Consider the following 23254-nt stretch of genomic DNA (forward strand, 5'->3'; position numbering starts at 1 on the left):
TCGGAGGGACCGGACCAGAGGAATAACCGAACCGCCGCGGCAGGGCTCCCGCTTTGTGCGCACGGCCCAAGGCTTTTGCGCATGCGTTACAAGTCAGAAACAAGAAATCCGGTGCGGCGCAAAGGTCGCGATCTGCCCTGCAAACACAGGTTTTGCCTTCGGCGCCTCCTCCCGTCGATGCGCAATCGTAGCAATACGATCTGGCGTGTATTCTTTTGAGCCGGCCGGCGGCCTGTCTGCTTGCCGATCCGCGTCAGGGCTTCGGTACCGTCTCCGTCGCGGTCAGGTCGATATCGACGCCGACCTCCAGGGCGACCCATTGGCCCGAGGCCCAGGGGCCCTGTCCGACGCCGAACTGCGTGCGCACGAGGTCGAGATGGCCCACCGCCCGGGCCGTCGCTCCCGTGCGGGTCAGGCGGAAGGGCAGGACCGCGTCGCGGCGGATACCGCGGATCGTCAGCCTGCCGATGGCCTCGGAGGCATCATTGCCCTTGGCGACGAACCGCGTCGCCTCGAACCGGGCCTGCGATGCGGCCTTCACGTCGAACCACTCGGCCTGGGGCAGCGAGGCGTCGCGCTGGGCGTCGCCGGTCTCGGCGCTCGCCAGATCGATGTCGACCACGGCGTGCCCGCTCTCGGGAGCGGCGGGGTCGAAGTCGATCTGCGCGGTGAAGCGCTTGAACCGGCCCTGAGAGGGCGCGCCGACCTGGACGCCGGAGAACCCGATCCGGCTCCGGGCCGCGTCGACGGTTCAGGCGGCGGCCTCGGCGCGGGCGGGGAGGGCCAGGGGCGCCGCCGCGAGGGCGGCCGCGCAGGCGAGACGAACGGCGATCATGGCGGGGATGCGATCGTGGCGGGGATCATGTGCGGGATCCGGACTGGAGCGGGGCGCGGGGCAGCATCCGCCGGAGCGTGTCGTCGCGCAGCACGAGGTGGTGGCGCAGGGCCGCGCCGACATGCAGCAGCAGGAGACCGATGAGGAACCAGGCGCCCCAGGCATGGACCTGCTTCAGCACCGCCTCCACGGCGGCCTTGTTCGCCAGGTCCGGCAGAACCGGCAGGTGCGGCCAGGGCAGGACGCCGTAGAGCACGGTCGGCAGGTTGAAGGGCGAGGCCGAGACCACGGCCCAGCCGACGAGCGGCAGGCCGAGGAGCAGCCCGTAGAGCAGGGCGTGGGCCGCGTGCGCCCCGGCCCGCTCCCGAGCCGGCAGCGTGGCGGGCAGGGGCGGCGGCCGGTGGGCCAGCCGCCAGCCGAGGCGCAGCAGCGTCAGCGCGAGCACCGTCAGGCCCACCGACTTGTGCCACTGATAGAGCTGGAACCGGCGCATCGGCGCCAGGTCCCCGTGCGTCATGGCCAGGCCGATCGCGATCAGCCCCAGCACCGCCAGCGCACTGAGCCAGTGCAGCGCGATGGCGACGCGGGTGTAGCGCGGCGGGGGCGCGGCGCGGACGGTCCCGATCATGACGCTCTCCCTTGGGCGGGGTGGACGGCGCGCCTTATTCCTTGCGCTCGAAGGCACCCGCGATGGTGAGGTGCAGGTCGTCGCCGATCAGCGGCACGTAGGTCTTCACGCCGAACTCGGAGCGCTTGAGCGTGCCGGTGGCCTCGAAGCCCACGGTGACCTTCTTATTGAGCGGGTTCACGCCGGCGCCCACGAGGGTGACGGTGAGCGTCACCGGCTTGGTCACGCCGTGCAGGGTCAGGTCGCCGGTGACCTTCGCCTTGTCCTTACCCTCGGGCGTCACCTTCGTGGAGACGAAGGTCATCTCGGGGAACTTGGCCGCGTCGAGCCACTGGTCGCCCTTGAGCTCGCCGGTCAGCTTCTCGCTGGTCGTCATCACCGAGGCCACCGGAATCTTGATGGACAGCTTGGAGGCGGCGGGGGTCTTGGGCTGCAGCTCCAGGGTACCCGAGACGTCCGAGAAGCCGCCGGAATAGTTCGAGAAGCCCATGTGCGAGACGGTGAAGCCGACCTGGGTATGGCCGGGATCGACCGCGTAGGTGCCGGCCTGGATCTGGGCCGGGTCGCGGGTCGGCGGGGTCTGGGCGAGGGCCGGTGCGGCGAACGCGAGGGCGAGGGACACGGTCTGGGCGACGAGGGACGGGAAGAGACGGATCACGGGGTTCGCTCCAAGAATGGGGGCGCCAGGGCGCCGGGTCTGTGGAGCGCAGATAGGCCGCTTCCCGCGGGTGCGATAGCGCGCTAATCGGGGACACATGGTTGCGCATCTGGAAACCTTCGCCGGAAACCTCGACGACGTCCGGGCCTTCTGCGCGGTGGTCGATCTCGGCAGCATGACCCAGGCCGGCGCCTTCCTGCGCGAGACCAAGGGCAGCGTCAGCCGCCGCGTCGCCCGCCTGGAGGCGGTGCTGAGGGTGACCCTGCTCGCCCGGACCCCGCGGGCGGTCTCGCCCACCGCCGAGGGCCTCGCCTTCCATGCCCGGGCCCTGGAGAGCCTCGCCCTCCTGGACGAGGCCCTGCAGACGGCGCGGGGCTCCCGCACCCTGCCGCGGGGGCACCTGCGGGTGACGGCCTCGATCGATTTCGGGGTCGAGGTGCTGCCGGACCTCGTGGCGAGCTTCCGGGCGCGGCACCCGCAGATCACTCTCGAACTCCTCATCACCGACAGCCGCCTCGACCTCGCCGCCAACCGGGTCGACCTCGCCCTGCGCCTCGGCGGCGGCGACCATCCCGACAGCGGCTACACCGCCCCGATCCTGGCCGACTTGACGATCGGCCTCTACGCGGCCCCGGCCTACCTGGCGCAGCGCCCGGGCCCGACCGACATCGCCGACCTGTCGGCGCACGACGTGGTGCTGGCCCGGGAGCGCCTCGGCGCCACCCAGATCCTCGTCTCGGACGTCGCGGGGCGGGAGGCCGGGATCACCCTGCGCCCCGCCGTGCGGGCCACCGACTTCGCCACGGTGCTGCGCCTGACCCTGGCCGGGGCCGGGATCGGTCACATCCCGAGCCTCGTCGCCGCCAAGTCCCTGGACCGGGGCGACCTCGTGCGCGTCCTGCCCGACTGGGCGAGCCGGGGCGGGACCCTGCGCGCCGTCACCCTCGCGGGCCGCGAGCTTCCCGCGCGGGTGCGCCTGTTCCGCGAGCACGTCCGCAGCAAGATGGCCCGGAGGGCGGCGATCTGCACGGTGCCCGGGCTCGATCGTCCCACGCCTGTGCCGGCATCGGTGGCGACCTATAACGAGAGTTCGGGCAGAGTGTGATCCCGGGGGCGAACCCCTCGCGGCGGCGTTCCGGCGACGAGCGGTCCGGCAGGGTCTCGGCATGATGCGAGAAGAGGAAGAGGGTCAGGACTGGCGCTCGGTCAGCACCCGCGCCCTGAACCCCGAGGAACTGGCGGAGGCGCGCGAGCGCGCGCACGAGCCCGGCCGCGGCCGGCGCGCGACCGATCCCGTCGACATCCCCAGAGACGGATGGCGGGACATCCTGTGGCGGGTGTTCTGGGCGATGCCGCAGGACCGGGTGCTGACCACGGCGGGGGGCGTCGCGTTCTTCGCCCTGCTGGCGGTGTTTCCGGGCCTCGTCGCGGTGGTCTCGATCTACGGGCTGTTCTCGGACCCCCACGTCATCAGCCAGCACGTGAGCCTGCTCGCGGACATCCTGCCGCCGGGCGCCCTCCAGCTGTTCTCCGACCAGCTGGTGCGGATCGCGCAGCGCAGCACCGGCTCCCTCAGCACCACCTCGGGCATCAGCCTGCTGATCGCCCTGTGGAGCGCCAATTCCGGGGTGAGCGCGCTCTTCGACGCCCTCAACGTGATCTACAAGGAGCGCGAGAAGCGCACGCTGGTCCGCTTCTACGCCACCACCTTCCTGTTCACGATCACCAGCGTGGTGTTCTTCCTCGTCTCCACCAGCGCCGTGGTGCTGCTGCCGGCGGTCCTCGACCGGCTCGGCTTCATCAGCGCCACCGACACCATCCTGCAGATCGTGCGCTGGCCGGCCCTGCTCGGCGTCGTCACCCTCAGCCTGTCGCTGATCTACCGCTACGGCCCGAGCCGGAACCGGGCGAAGTGGCGCTGGGTGACCTGGGGGAGCAGCCTCGCAGCGCTGTTCTGGGTCGGCGCCTCGGGGGTGTTCTCCTGGTACGTGGCGAGCTTCGACAGCTACAACCGCATCTACGGGTCGCTGGGCGCCGGCATCGGCTTCATGACCTGGATGTGGCTGTCCATCGTCATCGTCCTGGTGGGCGCCGAGATCAACTCGGAGATGGAGCGCCAGACCGCCTGCGACAGCACCGAGGGCCGGCCAAAGCCCTTGGGGGTGCGCCGGGCCTTCGCCGCCGACAGCGTGGGCCCGAGCCAGGAGTGAGCGGACGGGGCCGGGTGGCGCCCGGGGAGCCTGGGAACAGCGCGGAGCCCCCACGGGTTTCCCGACGGCAGAGCGTCGGGAGTGGCGAATGGCCGGATCAGAACACGCACGACCCTCCGGACCGGCCGGCGCCGTGACGGCGCCGCGTCCGTGGTGAACGCCGCCCCGGCCGTCGCCCGGGGCGACCTCGACCGGCTGATCGCCCTCGGGCGGCAGAAGGGCGAGCTCTCCCCGGCCGACCTTCAGGCGGTCCTGCCGATCCACGGCATGAGCGCCGAGGCGATTGCCCAGGTGGTCCTGGACCTCGACGCCGTCGGCATTCCGGTGGAGCTGGAGGACCTGCTCCCCGGGCGGGCCCACCCCGACGGAATCGCGCCGGTGCCCCTCGCCCCCGCGCCCGGACTGCCCTCCCTCGACGGGGCGTCCGAGCCGCGGCGCCCGATCACGCCGCCGTCCCGGGCGGCCGGACCGGTCGCCGCCGGCGGGACCCCGTCCCCGGCGGCTCCGCCCGTCGAGGGGCGGCGGGTCAGGGCGGCGGTGCTGATGGCGGGCCTGATCGTGCTGGTGCTGATGGGCGCCGCCCTCGTCGCCCTCGGACACTGAAGACGCCGCGCGCGGGAGGCCGACATGGACATCCAGACCACCATCGCGGAGGCGATCGTCGCCGAGCTGAAGCGCCGGGCCGAGGTCAGCGACGAGGGCCTGACCGTCGAGGCCGGCGAACCGGGCTTCCTCCGGCTCGACGGCCGGATCAACCTCGACGAGCTCATCATGGTGATCGAGGGCGCCCTGGCGGGCGGCCCCTGACGGTCGCCGCCATCCCGACACGTCCCTCCGGCGCGAGCCGAAACGCGCGCCCGCGCGAGAAAGACCGTCCCTGCGATGAAAGCCGAGATCCTCAGCCTGCGCACCCTCCACGAGGGCTGGAGCCGCTTCTCCCTCGCCCGGGTCCGCCTCGCCGACGGCAGCGAAGCCGAGCGCGAGATCGAGGACCACGGCGATTCCGTGGGGGTGCTGCCCTACGATCCGGGCCGCCGGGTCGCGACCCTGGTGCGCGAGCTGCGCGTGCCCGCCCTCTACGCGGCCGGCGAGCAGAGCCAGCTCGAAGCCCCGGCGGGCCTGATCGATGAAGGCACGCCGGAGGAGAATGCGCGGCGGGAGGTGCTGGAGGAGACGGGCCTGCGCCTGCGCGACCTCGACTTCGTCGGCGCCACCTATTCCTGCGGCGGCATCTCGACGGAGCGGATCCACCTGTTCCTGGCCGCCTACGCCGCGGCCGACCGGGTCGAGGGCGGCGGGGGCGCGGACGGCGAGCACGAGAACATCCGGGTCGTCGAGATGTCGCTGGCCGACCTCGCCCGGATGGCCGAGCGCTGCGAATTCACCGATCTCAAGACCCTGACCCTGGTCCTCGCCCTGCGCGCCCGCCGACCCGAGCTGTTCGAGGACTGAACTTTTCGCCTCAGACCGCGTCGCCGATGACGCCCGCCTCGTCCTGGGCCTGCAGCACGTCGGGGCGGGGCATCGAGATGATGTTGTAGCCGGAATCGACGAAGTGGATCTCGCCGGTGACGCCGCCCGACAGGTCGGAGAGCAGGTACATCGCCGAGCCCCCGACCTCCTCCTGGGTCACCGTGCGGCGCAGGGGGGCGTGCGCCTTCTGGTGGTTGAACATCAGGCGGGCATCGGCGATTCCGGCGCCGGCCAGGGTCCGCATCGGCCCGGCCGAGAGGGCGTTGACCCGGATGCCGTCCGGGCCGAGATCGCCGGCGAGGTAGCGCACGGAGGCCTCGAGCGCCGCCTTGGCGACGCCCATGACGTTGTAGTTCGGCATGATCCGGGTGGAGCCGCCATAGGTCAGCGTCAGGAGCGAGCCGCCGCGGGGCATCCGCTTGGCCGCGCGCTGCGCGATCTCGGTGAAGGAGAAGCAGGAGATCGTCATCGTCCGCGAGAAATTCTCGCGGGTGGTGACGTCGACGTAGCGGCCCTTGAGCTGGCCCTTGTCGGAGAAGCCGATGGCGTGGACGACGAAGTCGAGGCCCTCGGGGAAGCGCGCGTCCAGGGCGGTGAACAGCGCATCGACGCTGGCGATGTCCTCGACGTCGCAGGGCAGCACGATGTCCGAGCCGACGGAGGCCGCCAGCGGCGTCACCCGGCGCCCCAGCGCCTCGCCCTGGTAGGTGAAGGCGAGTTCGGCCCCGTGCCGGTGCAGGACCTTGGCGATGCCCCACGCGATCGAGTGATCGTTGGCGACCCCCATGATCAGGCCGCGCTTTCCCGCCATCAATCCCGTCATGCAACTTCCCCCGGACGCGGACCCTGGGCCCCTCGGGCCCGTCATCGTTGGCTGGAGGCTTAGCCCGGCGCTCGTGGCCCTGTCCAATCCGGGCGCGGTCCGGCCCCGACAGGAGGGGAGGGGGTTGCGAAACGCGAAGGCCCCGTGCGGACTGGAGCCGGGACGGGGCCTGGGATCGGGATTCGGTCTCGCGGCGGGGGGTCGTTCGGCCGGGGCTAGAAGTAGCCGTCCGTGTCGCAGTTGGCGCGGTCGATCATGATCTGCTTGATGTAGACGGCCGTGGTTCCGGCAATGGCGAGGCCGCCGACCGTTCCGAGGGTGAACCACAACATGGCCGTGCCTTCCAGCAATCCATAGAAACAATGAACCGCGGAAGGCGTCTCCAGTTCCTTAACGAGCCGGGCCGCCGGTTAAGGCCGGCCCGGATCCGCCGCCCTCAGGCGTCGACGTGCTTGAGGACCAGCGTCGCGTTGGTGCCGCCGAAGCCGAAGGAGTTCGAGAGGACGTGGCCGAGCTTGGCCCCGTCGCGGCGCTGGCGCAGGATCGGCATGTCGGCGAAGGCCGGGTCGATCTCGTCGATATGCGCGCTCTCGCAGATGAAGTCGTTGTTCATCATCAGGAGCGAATAGATCGCCTCCTGCACGCCCGTCGCCCCCAGGGAGTGGCCGGTGAGCGACTTGGTGGCGGCGATCGGCGGGCAGGCATCGCCGCGTCCGAAGACCTCGCGGATCGCCTCGATCTCCTTGTCGTCGCCGACCGGCGTCGAGGTGGCGTGCGGGTTGATGTAGTCGATCCTGGCGCCCTTCAGGCCCTCGATCGCCTGGCGCATGCAGCGCACCGCGCCCTCGCCGGAGGGGGCGACCATGTCGTGCCCGTCCGAGGTGGCGCCGTAGCCGGCGATCTCGCCGTAGATCGTCGCGCCGCGGGCCTTGGCGTGCTCGTATTCCTCGAGCACCAGCACGCCGGCGCCGCCCGCGATGACGAAGCCGTCGCGATTGGCGTCGTAGGCGCGGGAGGCCCGGGCCGGGGTGTCGTTGTACTTCGAGGACATGGCGCCCATGGCGTCGAACAGCACCGACAGGGTCCAGTCGAGGTCCTCGCAGCCGCCCGCGAAGATGATGTCCTGCCGGCCGCCCTGGATCACCTCGGCGGCATTGCCGATGCAGTGGTTCGACGTCGCGCAGGCCGAGGAGATCGAGTAGTTCACGCCCTTGATCTTGAACCAAGTCGCCAGGGTCGCCGAGGCGGTGGAGGACATCGCCTTCGGCACGGCGAAGGGGCCGACGCGCTTGGGGCCCTTGTCCACCGCGATGGCGGCGGATTCGACGATGACCTTCGTGGACGGGCCGCCCGAGCCCATGATGATGCCGGTCCGGTCGTTGGAGACGTCGGACGCCTCCAGCCCGGCATTCCGGATCGCCTGATCCATGGCGACGTGGTTCCAGGCGGTGCCGCCGCCGTGGAAGCGCATGGCGCGCCGGTCGACGACGCCCTCCGGATCAAGGGTGGGACGGCCCTCGACCTGGCTGCGGAAGCCGTGCTCCGCGTAGGAGGCCGAGCGCCCGATGCCGGACTTGGCCTCGCGCAGGGAGGCGAGGACTTCCTCGGTGTTGTTGCCGATGGATGAGACGATGCCCATCCCGGTGATCACGACACGCCGCATGGACACGATGCTCTCCGCCGCCGGGGCTTGCTCTTCGCGGTGCTTCTTCTCGAGACGGCACCTTCGCGTGGGTCTCAGGTAGGACGTGGACGTCCCGATCTCAACTGCGCCGGGCCGACCCGACCCGGCCTTCAGCCGCCCGCGGCGTCGGCCTGCGCCTGGAACAGCGCGACGCGCAGGTCCTTGGCCTCGTAGATCCGGGTGCCGTCGGCCTCCAGCCAGCCGTCGGCGATGCCGAGCACCAGCTTGCCGAGGCGCACGCGCTTGATGTCGATGCCGTACACGACCTTGGTCACCGTGGGCAGGACCTGGTCGGTGAACTTGACCTCGCCGACGCCGAGCGCCCGGCCGCGGCCGGGGGCCCCGAGCCAGCCGAGATGGAAGCCGACGAGCTGCCAGAGGGCATCGAGGCCGAGGCAGCCGGGCATCACCGGATCGTTCTTGAAGTGGCAGCCGAAGAACCAGAGGTCCGGCCGGATGTCGAACTCGGCGAGCACGTGGCCCTTGCCGTGGGCGCCGCCCTCGGAACCGATCGAGACGATGCGGTCGAACATCAGCATCGGCGGCAGCGGTAGCTGCGCGTTCCCGGCACCGAACAGTTCGCCACGGCCGCAGGCGAGCAGTTCCTCGTAGGAATAGTGCGAGGCCCGCTGGGGCGCGGCGGTCGCCGGGGCGGTGCCCGACGGAGCGTTCGGATCGGAAGCGGAAGACATGATGAGCGGATCGGTCCTCAAGGATGGGTCCGGGGCGGGAAAGGCCCCCTCGGCATCGCGCCGTCATCCCCGGAGCCGGACCGGCACGGGCCGATCCGGCCGGCGACGCGGCGTGAAATCGGCGCTTCGTTAACACAGGGCCTGTGCGCCTCAAAGCTGCCCGCCGGGTCCGGACGTGCCAATCCGCGGCCGCCGGCCCGTTGGACGCCTTGCGGTGAGACTTGTCGAGCCCTGCCGGGTGGCAAGCCCAGTACGGGTGGAACCCCGGCCGAGCCGGCAGGACCGCCGCATCGCAACCCGAGCCCCGCGCGGGGCTCGGGTTGCGATGCGGCGGCGGGTTCCGTATACATGTCGCTCAGTCTCCAGTTTTCCGCGTGGGATGTTTGTCCGCCCGATGTCGAACCTTCTGCCCCTGCAGGCCGTGCTGAACGCGCGGGCCTCCGTTCCCGGCGGCGACACGGCCGCCGGCCGTCGCGGTTGCCCGCTGTCGGATCTGCGCGATCGCCTGCGCCGGGCGGGCCTGCGTCCGACCCGCCAGCGCCTGTCCCTGGGCTGGCTGCTGTTCGGCCGCGGCGACCGCCACCTCACGGCGGAAATGCTCTACGACGAGGCGATGCGCGCCAAGGTTCCGGTGTCGCTGGCCACCGTCTACAACACGCTGCACCAGTTTACCGAGGCCGGCCTGCTGCGCCAGCTCGCCCTCGACGGCTCGAAGGCCTATTTCGACACCAACCCGAGCGAGCATCACCACTTCTTCCTCGAGGACGAGGGTCAGGTGATGGACATGCCCGATTGCGGGATCACCGTGGATTCCCTGCCCGACGCCCCCGAGGGCATGGAGATCGCCGGCGTCGAGGTGATCGTCCGCCTGCGCCGTCGCGGCCCGCTCGCCCGCAAGGCCTGACCCGCGCGGCCTACCCCGTCGCCGCGCCCGCGCGCGAGATCCATCGAGGCCCGGGCAACCGGGCCTTTTTCTTTGCGCGGCCCTCTTCGTCCTGCCGTGCCAGCCATGATCCTCGCCGCGAGGCTCTTGCCCAGGCGCGGTGCTCCGCCGCGCGGCGCAACGATGGGCCGCCCGGCGGGGTTGTCGCCGGCACTGCCGATCCATCCATCGAAACCGGACCCGTATGGCCCCCTCCCGCATCGTCTGCGTCCGCCACGGCGAATCGACCTTCAACGCCGCCCATCGCCTGACCGGGCAGGACCCGGGCCATGTCGATGCCCGGCTGACCGAGCGGGGGCAGGGGCAGGTCCGGGCGGCGCGGGCCGCCCTGCACGACATCCCCTTCGATCTCGTGGTGACCTCGCCCCTGACCCGGGCGATCCAGACCACCAAGGGCATCTTCGGCGACCATCCGAGCCGGCCGCGCATCCTCGTGGAAGTCCTGCACCGGGAGTGCCAGGAGAGCAGCTGCGACGTCGGCCGGGCCGCCTCCGTGCTGGCGGCCGAGTTTCCGGACGTCGATGTCGGCCACCTGCCGGAGATCTGGTGGCACGCGGAGGGCGAGGCCGATGCCCGCGGCATCCATATCGAGCCGCGCACCCTCTTCGATGCCCGCGTCCTCGGCTTTCGCGACTGGCTCGCGGCCCGGCCCGAGCGCAGCATCGCGGTCGTCGGCCACGGCACCTTCTTCTATCACCTGACCGGGGTCTGGCTCGACAACTGCCAGACCGTGAGCTTCGACCCGAGCGCGGCGCCCGTACCGGTCTGATCCGGGCGTCAGGCCGGCACGGCTCGCGCGGCGTCCAGGCGTCGCTGCACCAGGGCGACTTCGAGGGGTTCCGCCCGGCGACCGATCGCCAGGGCCTCGTCGAGGATCGCCACGGCGCTCGCCTAGGTCTCCGGCACGAAGGGCGCTGCGCCCTCGGCGACCTCCGCCGCGCAGCGCGCATCCGCGAAGGCCTTTGCGGCGGCTGTGGCGGTCCGGGCGACCGCCGCGGCCTGGGCGCCCTGTCTCCAGGCTCCGCGCCGCGATGCCTCCTGCGCCCGCGCCCCGCCCTGCCAGGCGGCCGCCCGCGCCGCCGCCAGCGCCTGCTCCGCATCGGCGGCCTCCGCGCAGGCGGCGGCGAGGCTGGGCAGGCCCGCCCGGTCGAGGAGCGGGGGCAGGATGCGCCGCACGCTCGCCCGGGCGAGGAAGGCAATGCGCTGCGCCTCCACGGCCGGCGCGTCGGCCGATCCGGAGAGGCGCAGCACGAAGGCCATCAGGCGCGGCCGCTCGGCATCCGGCATGGCGTCGTTCAACCCGAGGGCGTAGGCGGCCAGGGGCGGCGAGAAGCAGGGTGGGCAATCGGCCGAGGCGCGGATCGCCCGGTAGGGCAGTCCGGCGGCCACGATCGCCGCCTCGTTGATGCAGGTGCCGCCGTCCGGGCCGGGAAAGTCGTGCGAGCCCGCCAGGAGCCGCCAGTTCAGGATATGGGCGAAATCCGCAGTCATTAAGTCCGCCGCCATGCCTGCTGCCATGTCCGCGCTCTCTCGTCCCTCGGACGCTGAGACTGCCACGGCGCGGCGGGGTTGGCGAGGGCAGGCTCGGTGCGGGCCAGGTTTGGCGAGGGAAGGCTTTGGCGAGGGAAGGCTTGGCGAGCGCGCCGGTGCCGTCCGTCAGCCGCCGAGATCGCCGGCGAGCCCGGCCAGCATGGCGAGGCCGAGCACCAGCACGAAGGCGCCGGCGAGGAGTTCGAGGCCGCCGATGGTGAGCGCCCCGGCCCGCCCGCGCCCGCCTGCGAGGCGCAGGGCGAAGGCCTTGGCGAAGACCGCCAGGCTGGCCAGGGTGCCAGTAGTCAGGGCCGTGCCGAGGGCCATGGCGAGGGTCGCGGCGATGCCGGCCGCCAGCAGGCCCTGCGAGGCGGAGAAGACCAGGATCAGCACCGCGCCGGCGCAGGGGCGCGTGCCCGCAGCCAGCACCACGCCCGCCCGCTCGCGCCACGAATCGAGCCGGGCGATGGCCGCCGCATCGGTGAGGTGGACATGGCCGCAGCCGGGGGCGCAGGCGGGGTCGCTGCCGCCCGCCAGCCGCCCGGCCTTGCGCCAGGTGACGGCGAGGCCGAGGAGCGCCACCAGGGCGAAGCTCACCGTCTCGATCACGGTGCCGGCGCGGGTCATGCCCGCGGCGGTGGCGCCGAGTACCAGGGTCCCGACCCCCACCAGGGCGATGGCCACCAGCGCCTGGAGCAGGGCGGCGGCGAAGCTCAGGCTGAAGCCACGGGTCAGGGCGCGCTCGCCGGCGACGATGTAGCCGGCGATCACCGCCTTGCCGTGGCCCGGCCCGGCGGCGTGGAACACCCCATAGGCGAAGCCCAGGAGCATCATCGGGCCCCAGGCGCCCTCGGCTTTCAGGGATTGGACCGCGGCCTGGAGGCTGCGGGAAAAGCTCGCCTGCAGGGCGAGGATCCGGCCCCCGAGACCGGTGGCGGCGGGGGCGGCCTCGCGGAATCCGATGCCGAAGGGCGAGCGCGCCGGCGGGGCGGCGACGCCCGGGCTCACCAGCCAGGCGAGGCCGGCGACGATCAGGGTCGCGAGGGCGACGGCCGCCAGGGCGAGGAGCACCTGGCGGGCGAGGCGGGAGCGCCCGTCCGTCCGCGCGGCGAGGGCGGCGCCTAGGGACACGCGACGATGATCCGGTTGGCGAACTGGACGCCGTAGTTCGAGGCCGAGGTCAGGGCCTCGAAGAACGCCTCCGACATGCCGGGCTTGGCATCGGCGGTCTTGGCATCGGGCGTCTCCGACTTCGGGCGCGTCAGGGTGGCGGCGCATCCGGCCGGCGCCCCGGCGAGGCGGGCCACGTCCGCCCCCTCCGCGAGGCTGAAGGCGACGAAGAAGGTCGGGTCGTAGACCTCGAGGGCCGTCACGCCCCGGCCCTGGGCCACGGGCGCCTTCAGGGGCAGCAGGAAGCTCAGGGTCAGCTTGTCGCCCTCCATCGCCATGCGGGGCTCGACGGGGTCGGCGAAGGCCTGCTCCTTGCCGCCGACCTTCATCTTCGTGAAGTAGCCGAATTCGGCGAGGTTGGCGGTGTTCTCGGCGGCGAGGCCGGCGAGCTCGTCCGGCGTCAGCTTGCCGTCCTTGTTCGCGTCGAGCCCCTGTGTGACGAAGGCCGAGTAGGAAGCGTCGAAGGTCCAGGCATGGCGGACGCCGGTGACGCGCCCGCCCTCGCCATAGGCGATCTCGGCCTTGGTCGTCACCCAGACATGGGGATGGGCCTGCGCCGGAGACGTGGCGAGGGCTGCGAGGGCGGCCCCGAACAGGGCGGCGATGCGGGGGAGCGAGGCGGTCGGCATGGCACGGGACGCTCGCGAGTCAGGGTAAAGACTTCGTAAAGCTGCGCCGGCCGCGTGATCCGTCGCCACGGACCGATCTCCCGCCTCACTGGGGCGAAAGCGAGGCGCGGGTTAGGGCGCCCCCGAAAACGAGCGACGCCGGATCGGCCGCGCGAGGGGCCGGTCCGGCGTCGGACATGAGGTCCTGCACCCGTGGTCCGGCGCCCCGAGGGCGCCCCCACGCCAATGCGCTCAGTCGGAGGAGGCGACGTCCACCCGGTCGCCGCGGCGCGAGAAGGCGATGGTGGCCTCGCGACCGTCGGCGCCGAGGGCGCCCGGCACGGAGAGGTGCACGGTCTGGTCGGGGTTGAGCGTGGTGACCATCCGGATCACCTGCGGGGTCGCGGCGCTGGAATTCACGGAGGCGAGGGTCGCGACGACGCGGTAGCCGTCCTTGGTCTCGGTGTAATAGGCGGTGCCGCGGAAGGAGGCGAGATCGACGCTGACCGCGCGAGCGACCTTGAGCTCGGTGGCGAGCGCCGGGGCCGTCGCGACGGAGGCGGCGGCGAGGGCGATGAGAAATGCGCGCATGGGGGTCGTCCTGTCCGGTTACTGTCCGCCGGGAGTGCCCGTTCGGAGAGCCGGTCGTACCGGGAGCCCGCACCATGCCGTCGAATTGGTGCGCTGCAAAGCTTAAAATTTTGCATTGCAACAATCCCCTTGCCGCATAGCTTGGCTTAAGATTGTTTCTCCCATGCACGGAAAGCATCTCCGCTGGGCGGATCGTGCCCGTTTTCCATGCGTTTTCGGCGTAATATACAAGAAGGACGTCCGGGCGCCGAACCGGCGGCGGCCGCGATGTGCGGCGCACAACGGAGAGTCTCGGCGGGGGGCTCAGTCCCGCCGGGTCAGCGCGGCGATCTCGGCGCGCTCCTCGGTGCTGAGGCTCGCGGCGGCGGCAGGAGGGCGGCGGCGGGACAGGCGCCAGAGGCCGAACAGGCCGAGGCCGATGACCGCCACCGGCGTCAGCCAGAGGAGCAGGGTGTGCAGGGCGAAGACCGGGCGCAGCAGCACGTACTCGCCGTAGCGCCCGACCACGTAGGCCTGCACCTGCCGGTCGTCGTCCCCGGCGGTGAGGCGCTCGCGCACGATCAGGCGCAGGTCGCGGGCGAGGGGGGCGTCGGAATCGTCGATGGACTGGTTCTGGCAGACGAGGCAGCGCAGGCCCGACGAGATGTCGCGCGCCCGTGCCTCGAGGGCCGGGTCCTTCAGCACCTCGTCCGGCTGCACCGCCAGGGCGCCGGCGGCGGAGGCGAGCATCAGCCCGAGCGCCAGGGCGAGGCGCGGAAGCCGAGGGCGGCTCATTCGGCGGCGGCCATGCCGGGCGGGACGGGCTTGGCCCGTGCCCGCGCCGGGGCGCCGACCCGCATGCGCCGGTCGGTGAGCGATACGGCGCCGCCGAGCGCCATCACCACGGCGCCGAGCCAGATCAGCAGCACGAGGGGCTTGTAGTAGAGCCGCAGGCCGATGGCGCCTTCCGGCAGCACCTCGCCGAGGCTGGCATAGACCTGGCTCGCCCCGATGGTCAGCAGGCCGGATTCGGTCACCGTCATCTTGCGGCTCGGATAGAAGCGTTTGCCGGTCTCCACGGTGCCGACGAAGTCGCCGCCGGCGTTGCGAATGGTCAGGAAGGCGGTGGTCTCGGCGTAGTTCTCGCCGGTGCGCGGGCCGACCCGGTCGAGGGTGGCGACGTAGGGGCCGGAGGCGAGGGATTCGCCGGGCTTGAGGGTCTTCAGCCCCTCCGTCGCCCAGCCCTGGGCGGCGATGCCGAGCACGACGACGCCGACGCCCGCATGGGCCAGCGCGGTACCCCAGGCCGAGCGCGGCAGGCCGGCGGCCCGGCGCCAGATCGCGGCGCCCCGGGCGCGGTTGCCGCCGTAGCCGCGGGCGCGGGACACGATCTCCATCACCGAGCCGATGACGAGGTAGGCGCCGAGGCCGATGCCGACGGGTGCCATCATCGGGCCGCCCCAGGTCAGGGCCATCACGGCGAGGCCGACCACCAGGGCGGCGGCCAGGGCCGCGAACAGGCGCTGCGTCGCCGCGTGCACGTCGCCGCGCTTCCAGGCCAGGGTCTGGCCGAAGGGCACGATCAGGAGCAGCGGGATCGCCAGGGGCACGAAGGTGTAGTTGAAGAACGGCGGGCCGACCGAGATCTTCTCGGCGGTGAGCATCTCCAGCAGCAGCGGGTAGAGCGTGCCCACGAAGACCGTGGCGCAGCCGGCGGCGAGGAACAGGTTGTTCATCACCAGCGCCCCCTCGCGGGAGATCGGCGCGAAGATGCCGCCCTGGCGCAGCATCGGCGCCCGCCAGGCGAACAGGGTCAGCGAGCCGCCGATGAACAGGATCAGGATCGCGAGGATGAACACGCCGCGGGTCGGGTCGGTGGCGAAGGTGTGGACGGAGGTCAGCACGCCCGAGCGCACGATGAAGGTGCCGAGCAGCGAGAGCGAGAAGGTCAGGATGGCGAGCAGCACCGTCCAGACCTTGAGGGCGTCGCGCTTCTCCATCACCACGGTGGAGTGGAGGAGGGCGGTGCCGGCGAGCCAGGGCATCAGCGAGGCGTTCTCGACCGGGTCCCAGAACCACCAGCCGCCCCAGCCCAGCTCGTAATAGGCCCAGTACGAGCCCATCGCGATGCCGAGGGTCAGGAAGCTCCAGGCGATCAGGGTCCAGGGCCGCACGGCCCGCGCCCAGACGGCATCGATGCGCCCGTCGATCAGCGCCGCGATGGCGAAGGCGAAGGTGATCGAGAAGCCGACATAGCCGATGTAGAGCAGCGGCGGATGCACCGCGAGGCCGAAATCCTGCAGCAGCGGGTTGAGGTCGTTGCCCTCGGCCGGGGCCGGGCTGACCCGGGTGAACGGGTTCGAGGTCGTGATGATGAACAGCACGAACACGAAGGTGATCAGCCCCTGGACCGCCAGGGTGTTGGCCCGCAGGGTCGGCGGCACGGATTCGCGCGCCACCGCCACCAGCGCCCCGAACAGGGCGAGGATGAGGACCCAGAGCAGCATCGAGCCCTCGTGGTTCCCCCAGACGCCGGAGATCTTGTAGAGGAAGGGCTTCGCCGTATGCGAGTTCTCGATCACGTTCAGGACCGAGAAGTCCGACGTGACGTGGGCATAGGTCAGCGCCCCGAACGAGAACAGGATGCAGGCGAAGGCGCCCAGCGCCGCCGGGGTCGCCACGGCGCGCAGGGCCTGGTCGCCCGAGCGGGCGGCCCAGACCGGCATCACCGCCTGGACCAGGGACAGGGCGAGCGCCAGGGCGAGCGCGAAATGGCCGACCTCGATCAGCAAGGCGGGGTGTCCTTCCGGGGGAGGATGAGCCGGCGGGAAGCCGGCCGGCGGAGGGGGAACGTCATCGCTCGCTGCGCCGGCCGAGGGTCTTGTCCTCGACCGCCGTCCGGGTCTCGGAGCCGGCGGCCGCGGCGGGCTTGTCGATCATGCCCTTGCCCTCCTGCCAGCGCCCCTGCGCCTTGAGGGCATCGGCGACCTCGCGCGGCATGTAGGATTCGTCGTGCTTGGCGAGCACGGTGTCGGCCCGGAAGATCCCGCCGGGCAGGAGCGTGCCCTCGGCGACCACGCCCTGGCCCTCGCGGAACAGGTCGGGCAGCAGGCCGCGGTACTGGACCGCGATGGTGGCGTTGGTGTCGGTCACCGAGAAGTCGACGGTCTGGTCCGGACCGCGCTGGAGCGAGCCGTCCTTGACGAGGCCGCCGAGGCGGAAGCGGGTGCCCGGCGCCACACTCTGGGCGGCCACCTCGGTGGGCGAGCGGAAGAACACGATCGACCCGCTCATGGCCGACAGGATCAGGCCGAGCGCCAGGGCCAGCACGGCGCCGCAGGCGGCGATCAGGATCAGGCGGCGGCTCTTGCGGGTCACGTGGGCAGGATCCCGGTTGGTGGCTCGGAGGGCGGGGCGGGTCGCATCCTGCGCCGGCCCCCCGGCGGGGCGCGATCCCCGGCGGGCAACATCGTGTCCTCCGGTGTCGACCGGGGCGCCATCCGGGTCAAGGCCCGGGGCCGGGACCGATTGTCAGGGGCCGAGGCTTCTCGTCAGGGTTTCAGGGCTTCGCCGCGGCGGTGCCCGGCTTCGCGCCGGGCTGGAGACTCAGCTCGCGCGACAATTCGCCGAGCCGCTCCATGGCCTCCGCATCCGGGCTCAGGGCCATGCGGGCCCGGTCGAGGGCCTGCAGCGCGCGCTCGCGCTCGCCCAGCACGCTGTAGGAGCGGATGAGGCGCAGCCAGTCGTCGACGCTGCCGCCCTTGGCCGCCAGCCGCCGGTCGAGCCCGGCCACCATGCCGCGGATGGCCGCGTCGCGCTCGGCCGCCGGCATCGCCTTCACGGCCGCGACGGCGGCCTCGGTGCCGGCCCGGGCCGCGTCGTCCGACCCCGCTCCGGCCACCGGTGCGGCGGGCGGGAGCGCAGCGGATGGGGGGACCGGTGGAGCGATCGGCGGACTTGCGGGAGCCGGGGCGCCCGGGGCCGGGCCGGCCGCCGCCAGGCCCGCCTCGGCGGCGATCGCGTCGAGGCGGGGCATTGCTTCCGGATCGTCGGCCAGGGCCTTGCGCGCCCGTTCCAGGGCGTCCTTCGCCTTATCGCGCTCCTGCAGCACGCCGTAGGAGCGCACCAGGCGCAGCCAATCCTCCAGGCTGCCGCCCCGGTCGGCGAGGCGCTTGTCGAGGCTGTCGACCATGGCCCGGATGGCGCCGTCGCGGCTCGCCGGCGGCAGGGCCTGGAGGGCGGCCGCGGCGCCGGCCTCGGGCGCCGCGAGCCGTCCCGGTGCGCTCTCGCCCTTGAGTCGCCCGAGGGTCTCGCGGACCAGGGGCAGCCAGGGCGCATCGGCGGGGGCGGCATCGGCCATCGCCTGCAGCCGCCGGACCGCCTGGGGGATGTCGCCGTCGAGTTCGGCCGCCCGCGCCAGGTAGAATTGCGGCTTGGCCACCTGTCCGTCGAGATCGACGGCGCGCTGGAAGATGCCCTTGGCCTGGGGCGTGACCGCGCCGTTGGCCGCCGCCACCAGGGCCTCGCCCCAGTCGGACAGGCGCTGCGGCGTCTCGCCGAGGAGGCGGGTGGCGGCCTCGTAGGCATGGGCGGCGTCGTCGAAGCGGCCCATCCGCATGTAGACCGGGGCGAGCACCGACCAGCCGCGCCCGTCGGTGGGGTCGGCGGCGAGGCGCGCCTCGATTTGCCCGATGGCCTTGAGGAGATCCTGGTCGCCGCTCTGGACCGCCGCCCGCTCGGCCTGGCCCTGCGCGGGCATGTGCGGCGAGCCGTAGAGGCCGTAGGCGATGAGGGCGACGAGGGGGATGGTCGAGAGGGCGAAGGCCGAGGCCGCCCGGCGCTGGCGCAGGGCCGGCTCGGCGATGTCCTGGGCGGCGGGGACACCGGCCCGGTTGGCGCGCAGTAGGCGGCGGGCCGCCTCGGTGCGCGCGGCCTCCGCCTCGGGGGCCGCGATCAGGCCGCGGGCCTCGTCGCGCTCGATCTCGCGCAGCTGGTCCTCATAGAAGCCGGTCTCGGTGGCGAGGCCGCCGGCCTCCGGCGCGGCGGCGGGATTGGCCCGGCGCGACATCGGCCAGAGCAGGGCGAACACCGCTGTGCCGGTCATGAACGCCAATATGAACCAAAGTGCCGTCATCACGCCCCGAACGCTGCCCCGCTTGCATGTAGACGCGGGTCTCCGCCAGCACGATGCAGGCCTCGGGCGACACGGTGTCACGCGCAGCACTCCGGGGGAAGGTGCAATCCTGGCGCGGTCTGCCCAGAGCCTCCCGCCTAGCTGTATGGTCCCGGGATGAGGTGTGGCGGGTCGATCCTGGAGCGATTGGGCTCCCTCGTCCAGGCATCGAGGATGAACTCAGCGGGCGTCAGGCCCCGCAGGGTCTTGAGCCTGCGGGCGTGGTTGTAGGCATCGACTGTCCGTCGTCAGATGATTTGGGACATTCAGCGGTGTTCAGGAGCGGAGGCTCTGGTCCATCTGGGGTGAGAGGTTAGGCAGCGTGCGCGTGGTGGCGCAAGCGGCGATCCATGAAGGTCTGGCGCTTGATGCGTTCCCGCTCGGCCAGGATCCCTTCACCGCGTCCGAAGTAGACGTCGGCGGGCGTGAGGTTGCTCAGGCTCTCATGGGCTCGGGCATGGTTGTAGTGTTCGACGAAGTTGGCAACCTGCGTCTCCAGCTCGCCGGGCAAGTAGGCGTGTTCAAGCAGGATGCGGTTCTTGAGCGTCTGGTGCCAACGCTCGATCTTGCCCTGCGTTTGAGGATGGCATGGCGCGCCGCGGATGTGGGTCATGGCCCGAATGCCGAGCCAGTCAGCTAGGTCGCTGGCGACGTAGCTCGGCCCATTGTCGGAGAGCAGGCGTGGCCGCGGCATCACCCGCGCCTGATCGAGCCCAGCCGCACCCAGCGCCAGGTCGAGCGTGGCGGTGACGTCGCTGGCCTGCATCGTCGTGCACAGCTTCCAGGCGACGATGTAGCGTGAGAAGTCGTCCAGGACCGTCGACAGGTAGTACCAGCCCCAGCCAACGACCTTCAGGTAGGTGAAGTCCGTCTGCCAAAGCTGGTTGGGCGCGGTGGTCTTATCGCGGAACTCGTCGGCGGCCTTGATGACGATATAGGCCGGGCTGGTGATCAGGTCCTGAGACTTGAGCAGCCGGTAGACGGTCGCTTCCGAGACGAAGTAGCGCCGCTCGTCGGTGAAGCGTACCGCCAGTTCACGCGGGCTGAGTTCAGGCTGCTCCAAGGCCAGAGCAACGATCTGCTCGCGGATCTCCGCAGGTAGGCGGTTCCAGACCCGGCTTGGCTGCGAAGGATGGTCATTCAACGCCTCGGGGCCGCCGCGCTGGTAGGCGTCGTACCAGCGGTAGAACGTCGAGCGGGTGATGCCGAGCTTGTCCAGGGTAGCGCGCACCGGCAGGTGGGATTGCTCGACGAGCCGGATGATCTCCAGCTTCTCGGGGGCCGGGTACCTCATGCCTCGTCGCCCCCAGCCCCGCTCATGCTTTTTTTGAGCAGACGGTTCTCCAGGACGAGATCAGCTACGACCTCCTTCAGCGCCCCCGTCTCGCGACGGAGGTCCCGCACCTCATCCGTAGTGGCCGCACGAGACGTGTCGCCGGACAGGCGCTTCTTGCCAGCCTCCAGGAACTCCTTGGACCAGCCGTAGTACATCGAGGCGGCGATCCCCTCACGTCGGCATAACTCGGCGATGCTGTCCTCGCCCCGCAAGCCTTCCAGCACCACACGGATCTTCTCCTCGGACGAGAACTGCCGACGTGTGGCCCGACGGATGTCCTTGATCACCGCTTCTGCCGGCTTCTTGGCCGGTCCGGATGTCTGCTTCATCTTCGCTCCTCAGGGGCTACGATGAACCAGCCATCCTCCGTTCGTGAAGACCCTCAATCTGTCCCATAGGTGCTGACGTCGGACAGTCATCGTTCACGCGCTCGGCTCGGGCTCGGTGGGCATTGAGACCGTTGCCCTGGCCGACGGAACGCTGTTTTCCGTTGCGGACATGCGTCTGGCGATCCTCGCCGGGCTCTCCACCGACGGTGCCGACATCGTCATCGGAACCGACGGTGCCGACACGCTGACGGGCGGCAAGGGCAGCGACCTGCTGCGCGGCGGATCCGGCGCAGACACCTACCTGTATCGACGCGGTGACGGCGACGACCGCATCGACGCGGTGGGAGCCGGGCCGGATGCCGTGAGCCTCACCGACTACACAATCGCCGACATCCGCTCGGCGGTCCGCGCCGGACCCGACAGCAACGATCTCGTGATCACTTTCTCCGGCGCGGGCGACCGGCTCGTCCTGCTCGCGGCCCTGAGTCCGTCGAACAACGGCGGCGGCGCGCTGTCGCTGCGCTTTGCCGACGGCGCAGTCTGGGATCGCGACGCCATGCGCGCTCGCGCGCTGTCGGACATCGACGCGGCCGAAAGCGACACCGTCTACGGCTTCGACGGCGCCGACACCTTCGCGGCGCGCGGCGGCGACGACCTGCTCTCGGGAGGAGAAGGCGGCGATCTCTACCTGTTCGGCCGCGGCTCGGGCGCCGACACCATCGTCGATTCCGGGGGCTACGGGGCCGACAGGGTCACGATCCTGGGCCTCGCCTCCACTGACGCGCGCGTCGAGCAGCTCTATCGCGGGTCCGATGCCATCAGCATCGGCTTCACGGGCAACAAGACCGACAGCCTGACCATCTTCGACGCGCTCTCGACAGGGCCGAAGGGGATCGAGAGCTACGTCTTCGTCGACGGCGTGACCTGGACCAAGGACACCCTTCGCCAGCTTCTCGGCAACCGGGCGCCCACCGCTCTGGGCGACGGCTTCTACTCCGTCACGACGGGCGTGGAGATCGTCATCAAGGCCTCGGACATCCTGCGCAACGACTTCGACGCGGATGGCGATGCCCTTACCATCGTCGCCGTCGACGCCGGCGATATCGGCGTCGCGTCTATCGACGCCCAGGGCAATATCCGCTTCCACGCGGTCGACGGCTATTATGGGCCGGCTTCGGTCAGCTACACGGTCTCCGATGGCCGGAACGGCTTCTCGACCGCCTCGATCGACCTGCGCGTGCGCCCCGTCGCCACTGCCTATCCGGACAACGGCTTCACGGTGGCGGAAGATGCCTCGCTCGTCATCCGCGTCGAGCGCCTGCTCGCCAACGATCTCGACGGCGATCGCATGATCGTCGGGCAGATCACCGGCGCCAAGAACGGCTCCGTTTCGCTGTCTAGCGACGGCAATATCTCGTTCACGCCGACCGCCGACTTCAACGGCAGCGCCGAATTCACCTACGTGGCGAACACGCTGGAGGGCGGCCGGGCCGAGGCCAAGGTCGTGATCCAGGTGACGGCCGTCAACGACGCGCCGGTCGGTCGCGACGACACCGCTGAGGCCATCGCCGAAGGCGCGAGCTTCACCCTTGATCCTCGCACGCTGCTGGTCAACGACACCGACATCGATGGCGACCGGCTCGCGGTCCAGTCCGTCCAGTCCAACGCCAACGTGACGGCGGCGATTGGCGCCGACGGTCTCATCCGCGTGGCGCCGCGCGCTTATTTCTGGGGCGCGGCCTGGTTCGACTACGTCGTCGCCGACGCCAGCGGCGCGACCTCCACCGGTCGCGTCACCTTCACGGTGACCCCGGTGAATGACCCGCCCGAGCTCCATGACGATCGCTTCGAGACCACCGATTTCGGCGGCCCGATCCGCGAGGACAACCCGATCATCATTGGCGCCGACCGCCTGCTCACCAACGACATCGAGCATGACGGCGAGACGATGATCCTCACCGCCGTGCGCAACGTTCAAGGCGGTGGCGGTTACGCGACGCTTCTTGCGAACGGCACGGTCCTGTTCACGCCCAACACGGACTTCAACGGCGACGCGTCGTTCGAGTACCAGGTCGATGACGGGCACGGCGCCAGCGTCTGGGCGCGGACGACGCTCGCCTACCAGGCCGTGAACGACCTGCCCATTGCGCGCGACGACAGCCACGGCGACGACGTCCTGCCGATCCTGCGCGGCTTCGAGGATACGCCGATCGAGATCCCGATTATCGAACTCTTGAAGAACGATTACGATCCCGAAGGCTTTTCGGTGCGCTTTGAGAGCGCCGGCAACGCCGTGCACGGCGACATCCAGGTCACCAACCACGGCACCATCATCTTCACGCCGGACGCCGATTACTGGGGCGAGGCGACCTTCAGCTATCTCGTCTCCGACTACGAAGGCGCGGTCGACGGCGCCAAGGTCACCCTGAGATTCGAGAATGTCGGCGACGGGCCGCCGGTGGCGCATCGCGACGTGATCTGCGCCAACGAAGACATCCCGGTCGTCATTCCTGTCCGACGTCAGCACCTGTGGGACAGATTGAGGGTCTTCACGAACGGAGGATGGCTGGTTCATCGTAGCCCCTGAGGAGC

At 71.1% G+C, this 23254-nt stretch carries 21 protein-coding genes and 3 pseudogenes; 8 read left to right on the plus strand and 16 right to left on the minus strand.

Annotated elements, in window-relative coordinates:
* Nucleotides 1–253: 253 nt before the first annotated feature.
* The 3 genes and pseudogenes from ACXJY8_RS21020 to ACXJY8_RS21030 form a co-directional block, all read right to left on the minus strand.
* Nucleotides 254–739: pseudogene (locus ACXJY8_RS21020) on the minus strand (YceI family protein); the annotation flags it as partial.
* Between the two features lie 121 nt (nt 740–860).
* On the minus strand, nt 861–1463 hold the full coding sequence (locus tag ACXJY8_RS21025; RefSeq protein ID WP_463773228.1) for a cytochrome b: 603 nt from the start codon (nt 1461–1463) through the stop codon (nt 861–863).
* Nucleotides 1464–1497: 34 nt separating this feature from the next.
* Entirely contained in the window at nt 1498–2118 is a 621-nt protein-coding gene (locus ACXJY8_RS21030) for a YceI family protein (protein ID WP_463780871.1), read from the minus strand.
* A 100-nt stretch (nt 2119–2218) separates the two neighbouring features.
* On the opposite strand from ACXJY8_RS21030, the gene ACXJY8_RS21035 reads away from it, so the two are divergent.
* The 5 genes from ACXJY8_RS21035 to ACXJY8_RS21055 all read left to right on the plus strand — a co-directional run bounded on the left by ACXJY8_RS21035 (nt 2219) and on the right by ACXJY8_RS21055 (nt 5783).
* On the plus strand, nt 2219–3226 hold the full coding sequence (locus ACXJY8_RS21035; RefSeq protein ID WP_463773231.1) for a LysR family transcriptional regulator: 1008 nt from the start codon (nt 2219–2221) through the stop codon (nt 3224–3226).
* Nucleotides 3227–3287: 61 nt separating this feature from the next.
* Nucleotides 3288–4331, plus strand: a complete 1044-nt coding sequence (locus ACXJY8_RS21040) for a YihY/virulence factor BrkB family protein (RefSeq protein ID WP_463773233.1) — start codon at nt 3288–3290, stop codon at nt 4329–4331.
* A 150-nt stretch (nt 4332–4481) separates the two neighbouring features.
* Nucleotides 4482–4934 (plus strand): RNA polymerase sigma factor region1.1 domain-containing protein, encoded by a 453-nt coding sequence (locus tag ACXJY8_RS21045; protein WP_463773237.1) that lies wholly within the window; start codon nt 4482–4484, stop codon nt 4932–4934.
* A 24-nt stretch (nt 4935–4958) separates the two neighbouring features.
* Entirely contained in the window at nt 4959–5138 is a 180-nt protein-coding gene (locus ACXJY8_RS21050) for a hypothetical protein (protein WP_463773240.1), read from the plus strand.
* Nucleotides 5139–5213: 75 nt separating this feature from the next.
* The gene (locus ACXJY8_RS21055; protein WP_463773244.1) at nt 5214–5783 is read left to right on the plus strand and encodes an NUDIX domain-containing protein; all 570 of its coding nucleotides are present in this window, start codon (nt 5214–5216) and stop codon (nt 5781–5783) included.
* A 10-nt stretch (nt 5784–5793) separates the two neighbouring features.
* On the opposite strand, the gene fabI is transcribed toward ACXJY8_RS21055, so the two are convergent.
* From fabI to fabA, 3 genes are all read right to left on the minus strand, one after another.
* Nucleotides 5794–6627: an enoyl-ACP reductase FabI gene (fabI, locus tag ACXJY8_RS21060; protein WP_463773247.1), complete on the minus strand. Its 834-nt coding sequence runs from the start codon at nt 6625–6627 to the stop codon at nt 5794–5796.
* A 436-nt stretch (nt 6628–7063) separates the two neighbouring features.
* On the minus strand, nt 7064–8290 hold the full coding sequence (gene fabB, locus ACXJY8_RS21065) for a beta-ketoacyl-ACP synthase I (RefSeq protein ID WP_463773250.1): 1227 nt from the start codon (nt 8288–8290) through the stop codon (nt 7064–7066).
* Nucleotides 8291–8421: 131 nt separating this feature from the next.
* A complete protein-coding gene (gene fabA / locus ACXJY8_RS21070) occupies nt 8422–9003 on the minus strand; it encodes a 3-hydroxyacyl-[acyl-carrier-protein] dehydratase FabA (protein WP_463773253.1) in 582 nt (193 codons plus the stop codon).
* 394 nt (nt 9004–9397) lie between these two features.
* Here fabA and irr point away from each other — a divergent pair, with 394 nt between their 5' ends.
* A complete protein-coding gene (gene irr, locus ACXJY8_RS21075; protein WP_463773255.1) occupies nt 9398–9907 on the plus strand; it encodes a Fur family transcriptional regulator Irr in 510 nt (169 codons plus the stop codon).
* A 223-nt stretch (nt 9908–10130) separates the two neighbouring features.
* A complete protein-coding gene (locus ACXJY8_RS21080) occupies nt 10131–10715 on the plus strand; it encodes a histidine phosphatase family protein (RefSeq protein WP_463773257.1) in 585 nt (194 codons plus the stop codon).
* 8 nt (nt 10716–10723) lie between these two features.
* Here the strand turns inward: ACXJY8_RS21080 and ACXJY8_RS21085 are convergent.
* From ACXJY8_RS21085 to ACXJY8_RS21130, 10 genes and pseudogenes are all read right to left on the minus strand, one after another.
* Nucleotides 10724–11437: pseudogene (locus ACXJY8_RS21085) on the minus strand (hypothetical protein).
* A gap of 165 nt (nt 11438–11602) precedes the next feature.
* Nucleotides 11603–12607 carry a nickel/cobalt transporter gene (locus ACXJY8_RS21090; RefSeq protein ID WP_463773259.1) on the minus strand — a complete coding sequence of 335 codons (1005 nt, stop codon included), beginning with the start codon at nt 12605–12607 and terminating at the stop codon, nt 11603–11605.
* Nucleotides 12598–13275 carry a DUF1007 family protein gene (locus tag ACXJY8_RS21095; protein WP_463773262.1) on the minus strand — a complete coding sequence of 226 codons (678 nt, stop codon included), beginning with the start codon at nt 13273–13275 and terminating at the stop codon, nt 12598–12600. The genes ACXJY8_RS21090 and ACXJY8_RS21095 overlap by 10 nt, the downstream gene beginning before the upstream one ends.
* Nucleotides 13276–13506: 231 nt before the next feature.
* A complete protein-coding gene (locus ACXJY8_RS21100) occupies nt 13507–13845 on the minus strand; it encodes a hypothetical protein (protein WP_463773265.1) in 339 nt (112 codons plus the stop codon).
* A gap of 303 nt (nt 13846–14148) precedes the next feature.
* The gene (locus ACXJY8_RS21105) at nt 14149–14619 is read right to left on the minus strand and encodes a cytochrome c-type biogenesis protein (RefSeq protein ID WP_463773270.1); all 471 of its coding nucleotides are present in this window, start codon (nt 14617–14619) and stop codon (nt 14149–14151) included.
* Entirely contained in the window at nt 14616–16616 is a 2001-nt protein-coding gene (locus ACXJY8_RS21110; RefSeq protein ID WP_463773274.1) for a heme lyase CcmF/NrfE family subunit, read from the minus strand. Before ACXJY8_RS21110 ends, ACXJY8_RS21105 begins: the two co-directional genes overlap by 4 nt.
* 61 nt (nt 16617–16677) lie before the next feature.
* Nucleotides 16678–17202 carry a cytochrome c maturation protein CcmE gene (gene ccmE, locus ACXJY8_RS21115; RefSeq protein WP_463773277.1) on the minus strand — a complete coding sequence of 175 codons (525 nt, stop codon included), beginning with the start codon at nt 17200–17202 and terminating at the stop codon, nt 16678–16680.
* 181 nt (nt 17203–17383) lie between these two features.
* Nucleotides 17384–18958 (minus strand): c-type cytochrome biogenesis protein CcmI, encoded by a 1575-nt coding sequence (gene ccmI, locus ACXJY8_RS21120; RefSeq protein WP_463773281.1) that lies wholly within the window; start codon nt 18956–18958, stop codon nt 17384–17386.
* Nucleotides 18959–19095: 137 nt separating this feature from the next.
* Nucleotides 19096–19236, minus strand: a pseudogene (locus ACXJY8_RS21125) (IS481 family transposase); the annotation flags it as partial.
* A 74-nt stretch (nt 19237–19310) separates the two neighbouring features.
* A protein-coding gene (locus ACXJY8_RS21130; RefSeq protein WP_463773284.1) for an IS3 family transposase occupies nt 19311–20662 on the minus strand; the annotation gives its coding sequence in 2 pieces (ribosomal slippage) (nt 19311–20326 and nt 20326–20662; 1353 coding nt in all).
* Between the two features lie 169 nt (nt 20663–20831).
* Between ACXJY8_RS21130 and ACXJY8_RS21135 the strand changes: the two genes are divergently transcribed.
* Entirely contained in the window at nt 20832–23249 is a 2418-nt protein-coding gene (locus tag ACXJY8_RS21135; RefSeq protein WP_463773288.1) for a tandem-95 repeat protein, read from the plus strand.
* The last annotated feature ends 5 nt before the right edge of the window (nt 23250–23254 follow it).

This window comes from Methylobacterium sp. TK31 (assembly GCF_055361545.1).

Excerpts from the sequence above, each read along its gene's own strand:
- fabA (WP_463773253.1), bottom strand. The coding sequence starts at position 9,003 with ATGTCTTCCGCTTCCGATCCGAACGCTCCGTCGGGCACCGCCCCGGCG.
- ACXJY8_RS21080 (WP_463773257.1), top strand. The coding sequence starts at position 10,131 with ATGGCCCCCTCCCGCATCGTCTGCGTCCGCCACGGCGAATCGACCTTC.
- ccmI (WP_463773281.1), bottom strand. The coding sequence starts at position 18,958 with ATGACGGCACTTTGGTTCATATTGGCGTTCATGACCGGCACAGCGGTG.
- ACXJY8_RS21105 (WP_463773270.1), bottom strand. The coding sequence starts at position 14,619 with ATGAGCCGCCCTCGGCTTCCGCGCCTCGCCCTGGCGCTCGGGCTGATG.
- ACXJY8_RS21025 (WP_463773228.1), bottom strand. The coding sequence starts at position 1,463 with ATGATCGGGACCGTCCGCGCCGCGCCCCCGCCGCGCTACACCCGCGTC.
- ACXJY8_RS21035 (WP_463773231.1), top strand. The coding sequence starts at position 2,219 with ATGGTTGCGCATCTGGAAACCTTCGCCGGAAACCTCGACGACGTCCGG.
- ACXJY8_RS21135 (WP_463773288.1), top strand. The coding sequence starts at position 20,832 with ATGCGTCTGGCGATCCTCGCCGGGCTCTCCACCGACGGTGCCGACATC.
- ACXJY8_RS21040 (WP_463773233.1), top strand. The coding sequence starts at position 3,288 with ATGATGCGAGAAGAGGAAGAGGGTCAGGACTGGCGCTCGGTCAGCACC.
- ACXJY8_RS21100 (WP_463773265.1), bottom strand. The coding sequence starts at position 13,845 with ATGCGCGCATTTCTCATCGCCCTCGCCGCCGCCTCCGTCGCGACGGCC.
- irr (WP_463773255.1), top strand. The coding sequence starts at position 9,398 with ATGTCGAACCTTCTGCCCCTGCAGGCCGTGCTGAACGCGCGGGCCTCC.
- ACXJY8_RS21055 (WP_463773244.1), top strand. The coding sequence starts at position 5,214 with ATGAAAGCCGAGATCCTCAGCCTGCGCACCCTCCACGAGGGCTGGAGC.
- fabB (WP_463773250.1), bottom strand. The coding sequence starts at position 8,290 with ATGCGGCGTGTCGTGATCACCGGGATGGGCATCGTCTCATCCATCGGC.
- ACXJY8_RS21050 (WP_463773240.1), top strand. The coding sequence starts at position 4,959 with ATGGACATCCAGACCACCATCGCGGAGGCGATCGTCGCCGAGCTGAAG.
- ACXJY8_RS21095 (WP_463773262.1), bottom strand. The coding sequence starts at position 13,275 with ATGCCGACCGCCTCGCTCCCCCGCATCGCCGCCCTGTTCGGGGCCGCC.
- fabI (WP_463773247.1), bottom strand. The coding sequence starts at position 6,627 with ATGACGGGATTGATGGCGGGAAAGCGCGGCCTGATCATGGGGGTCGCC.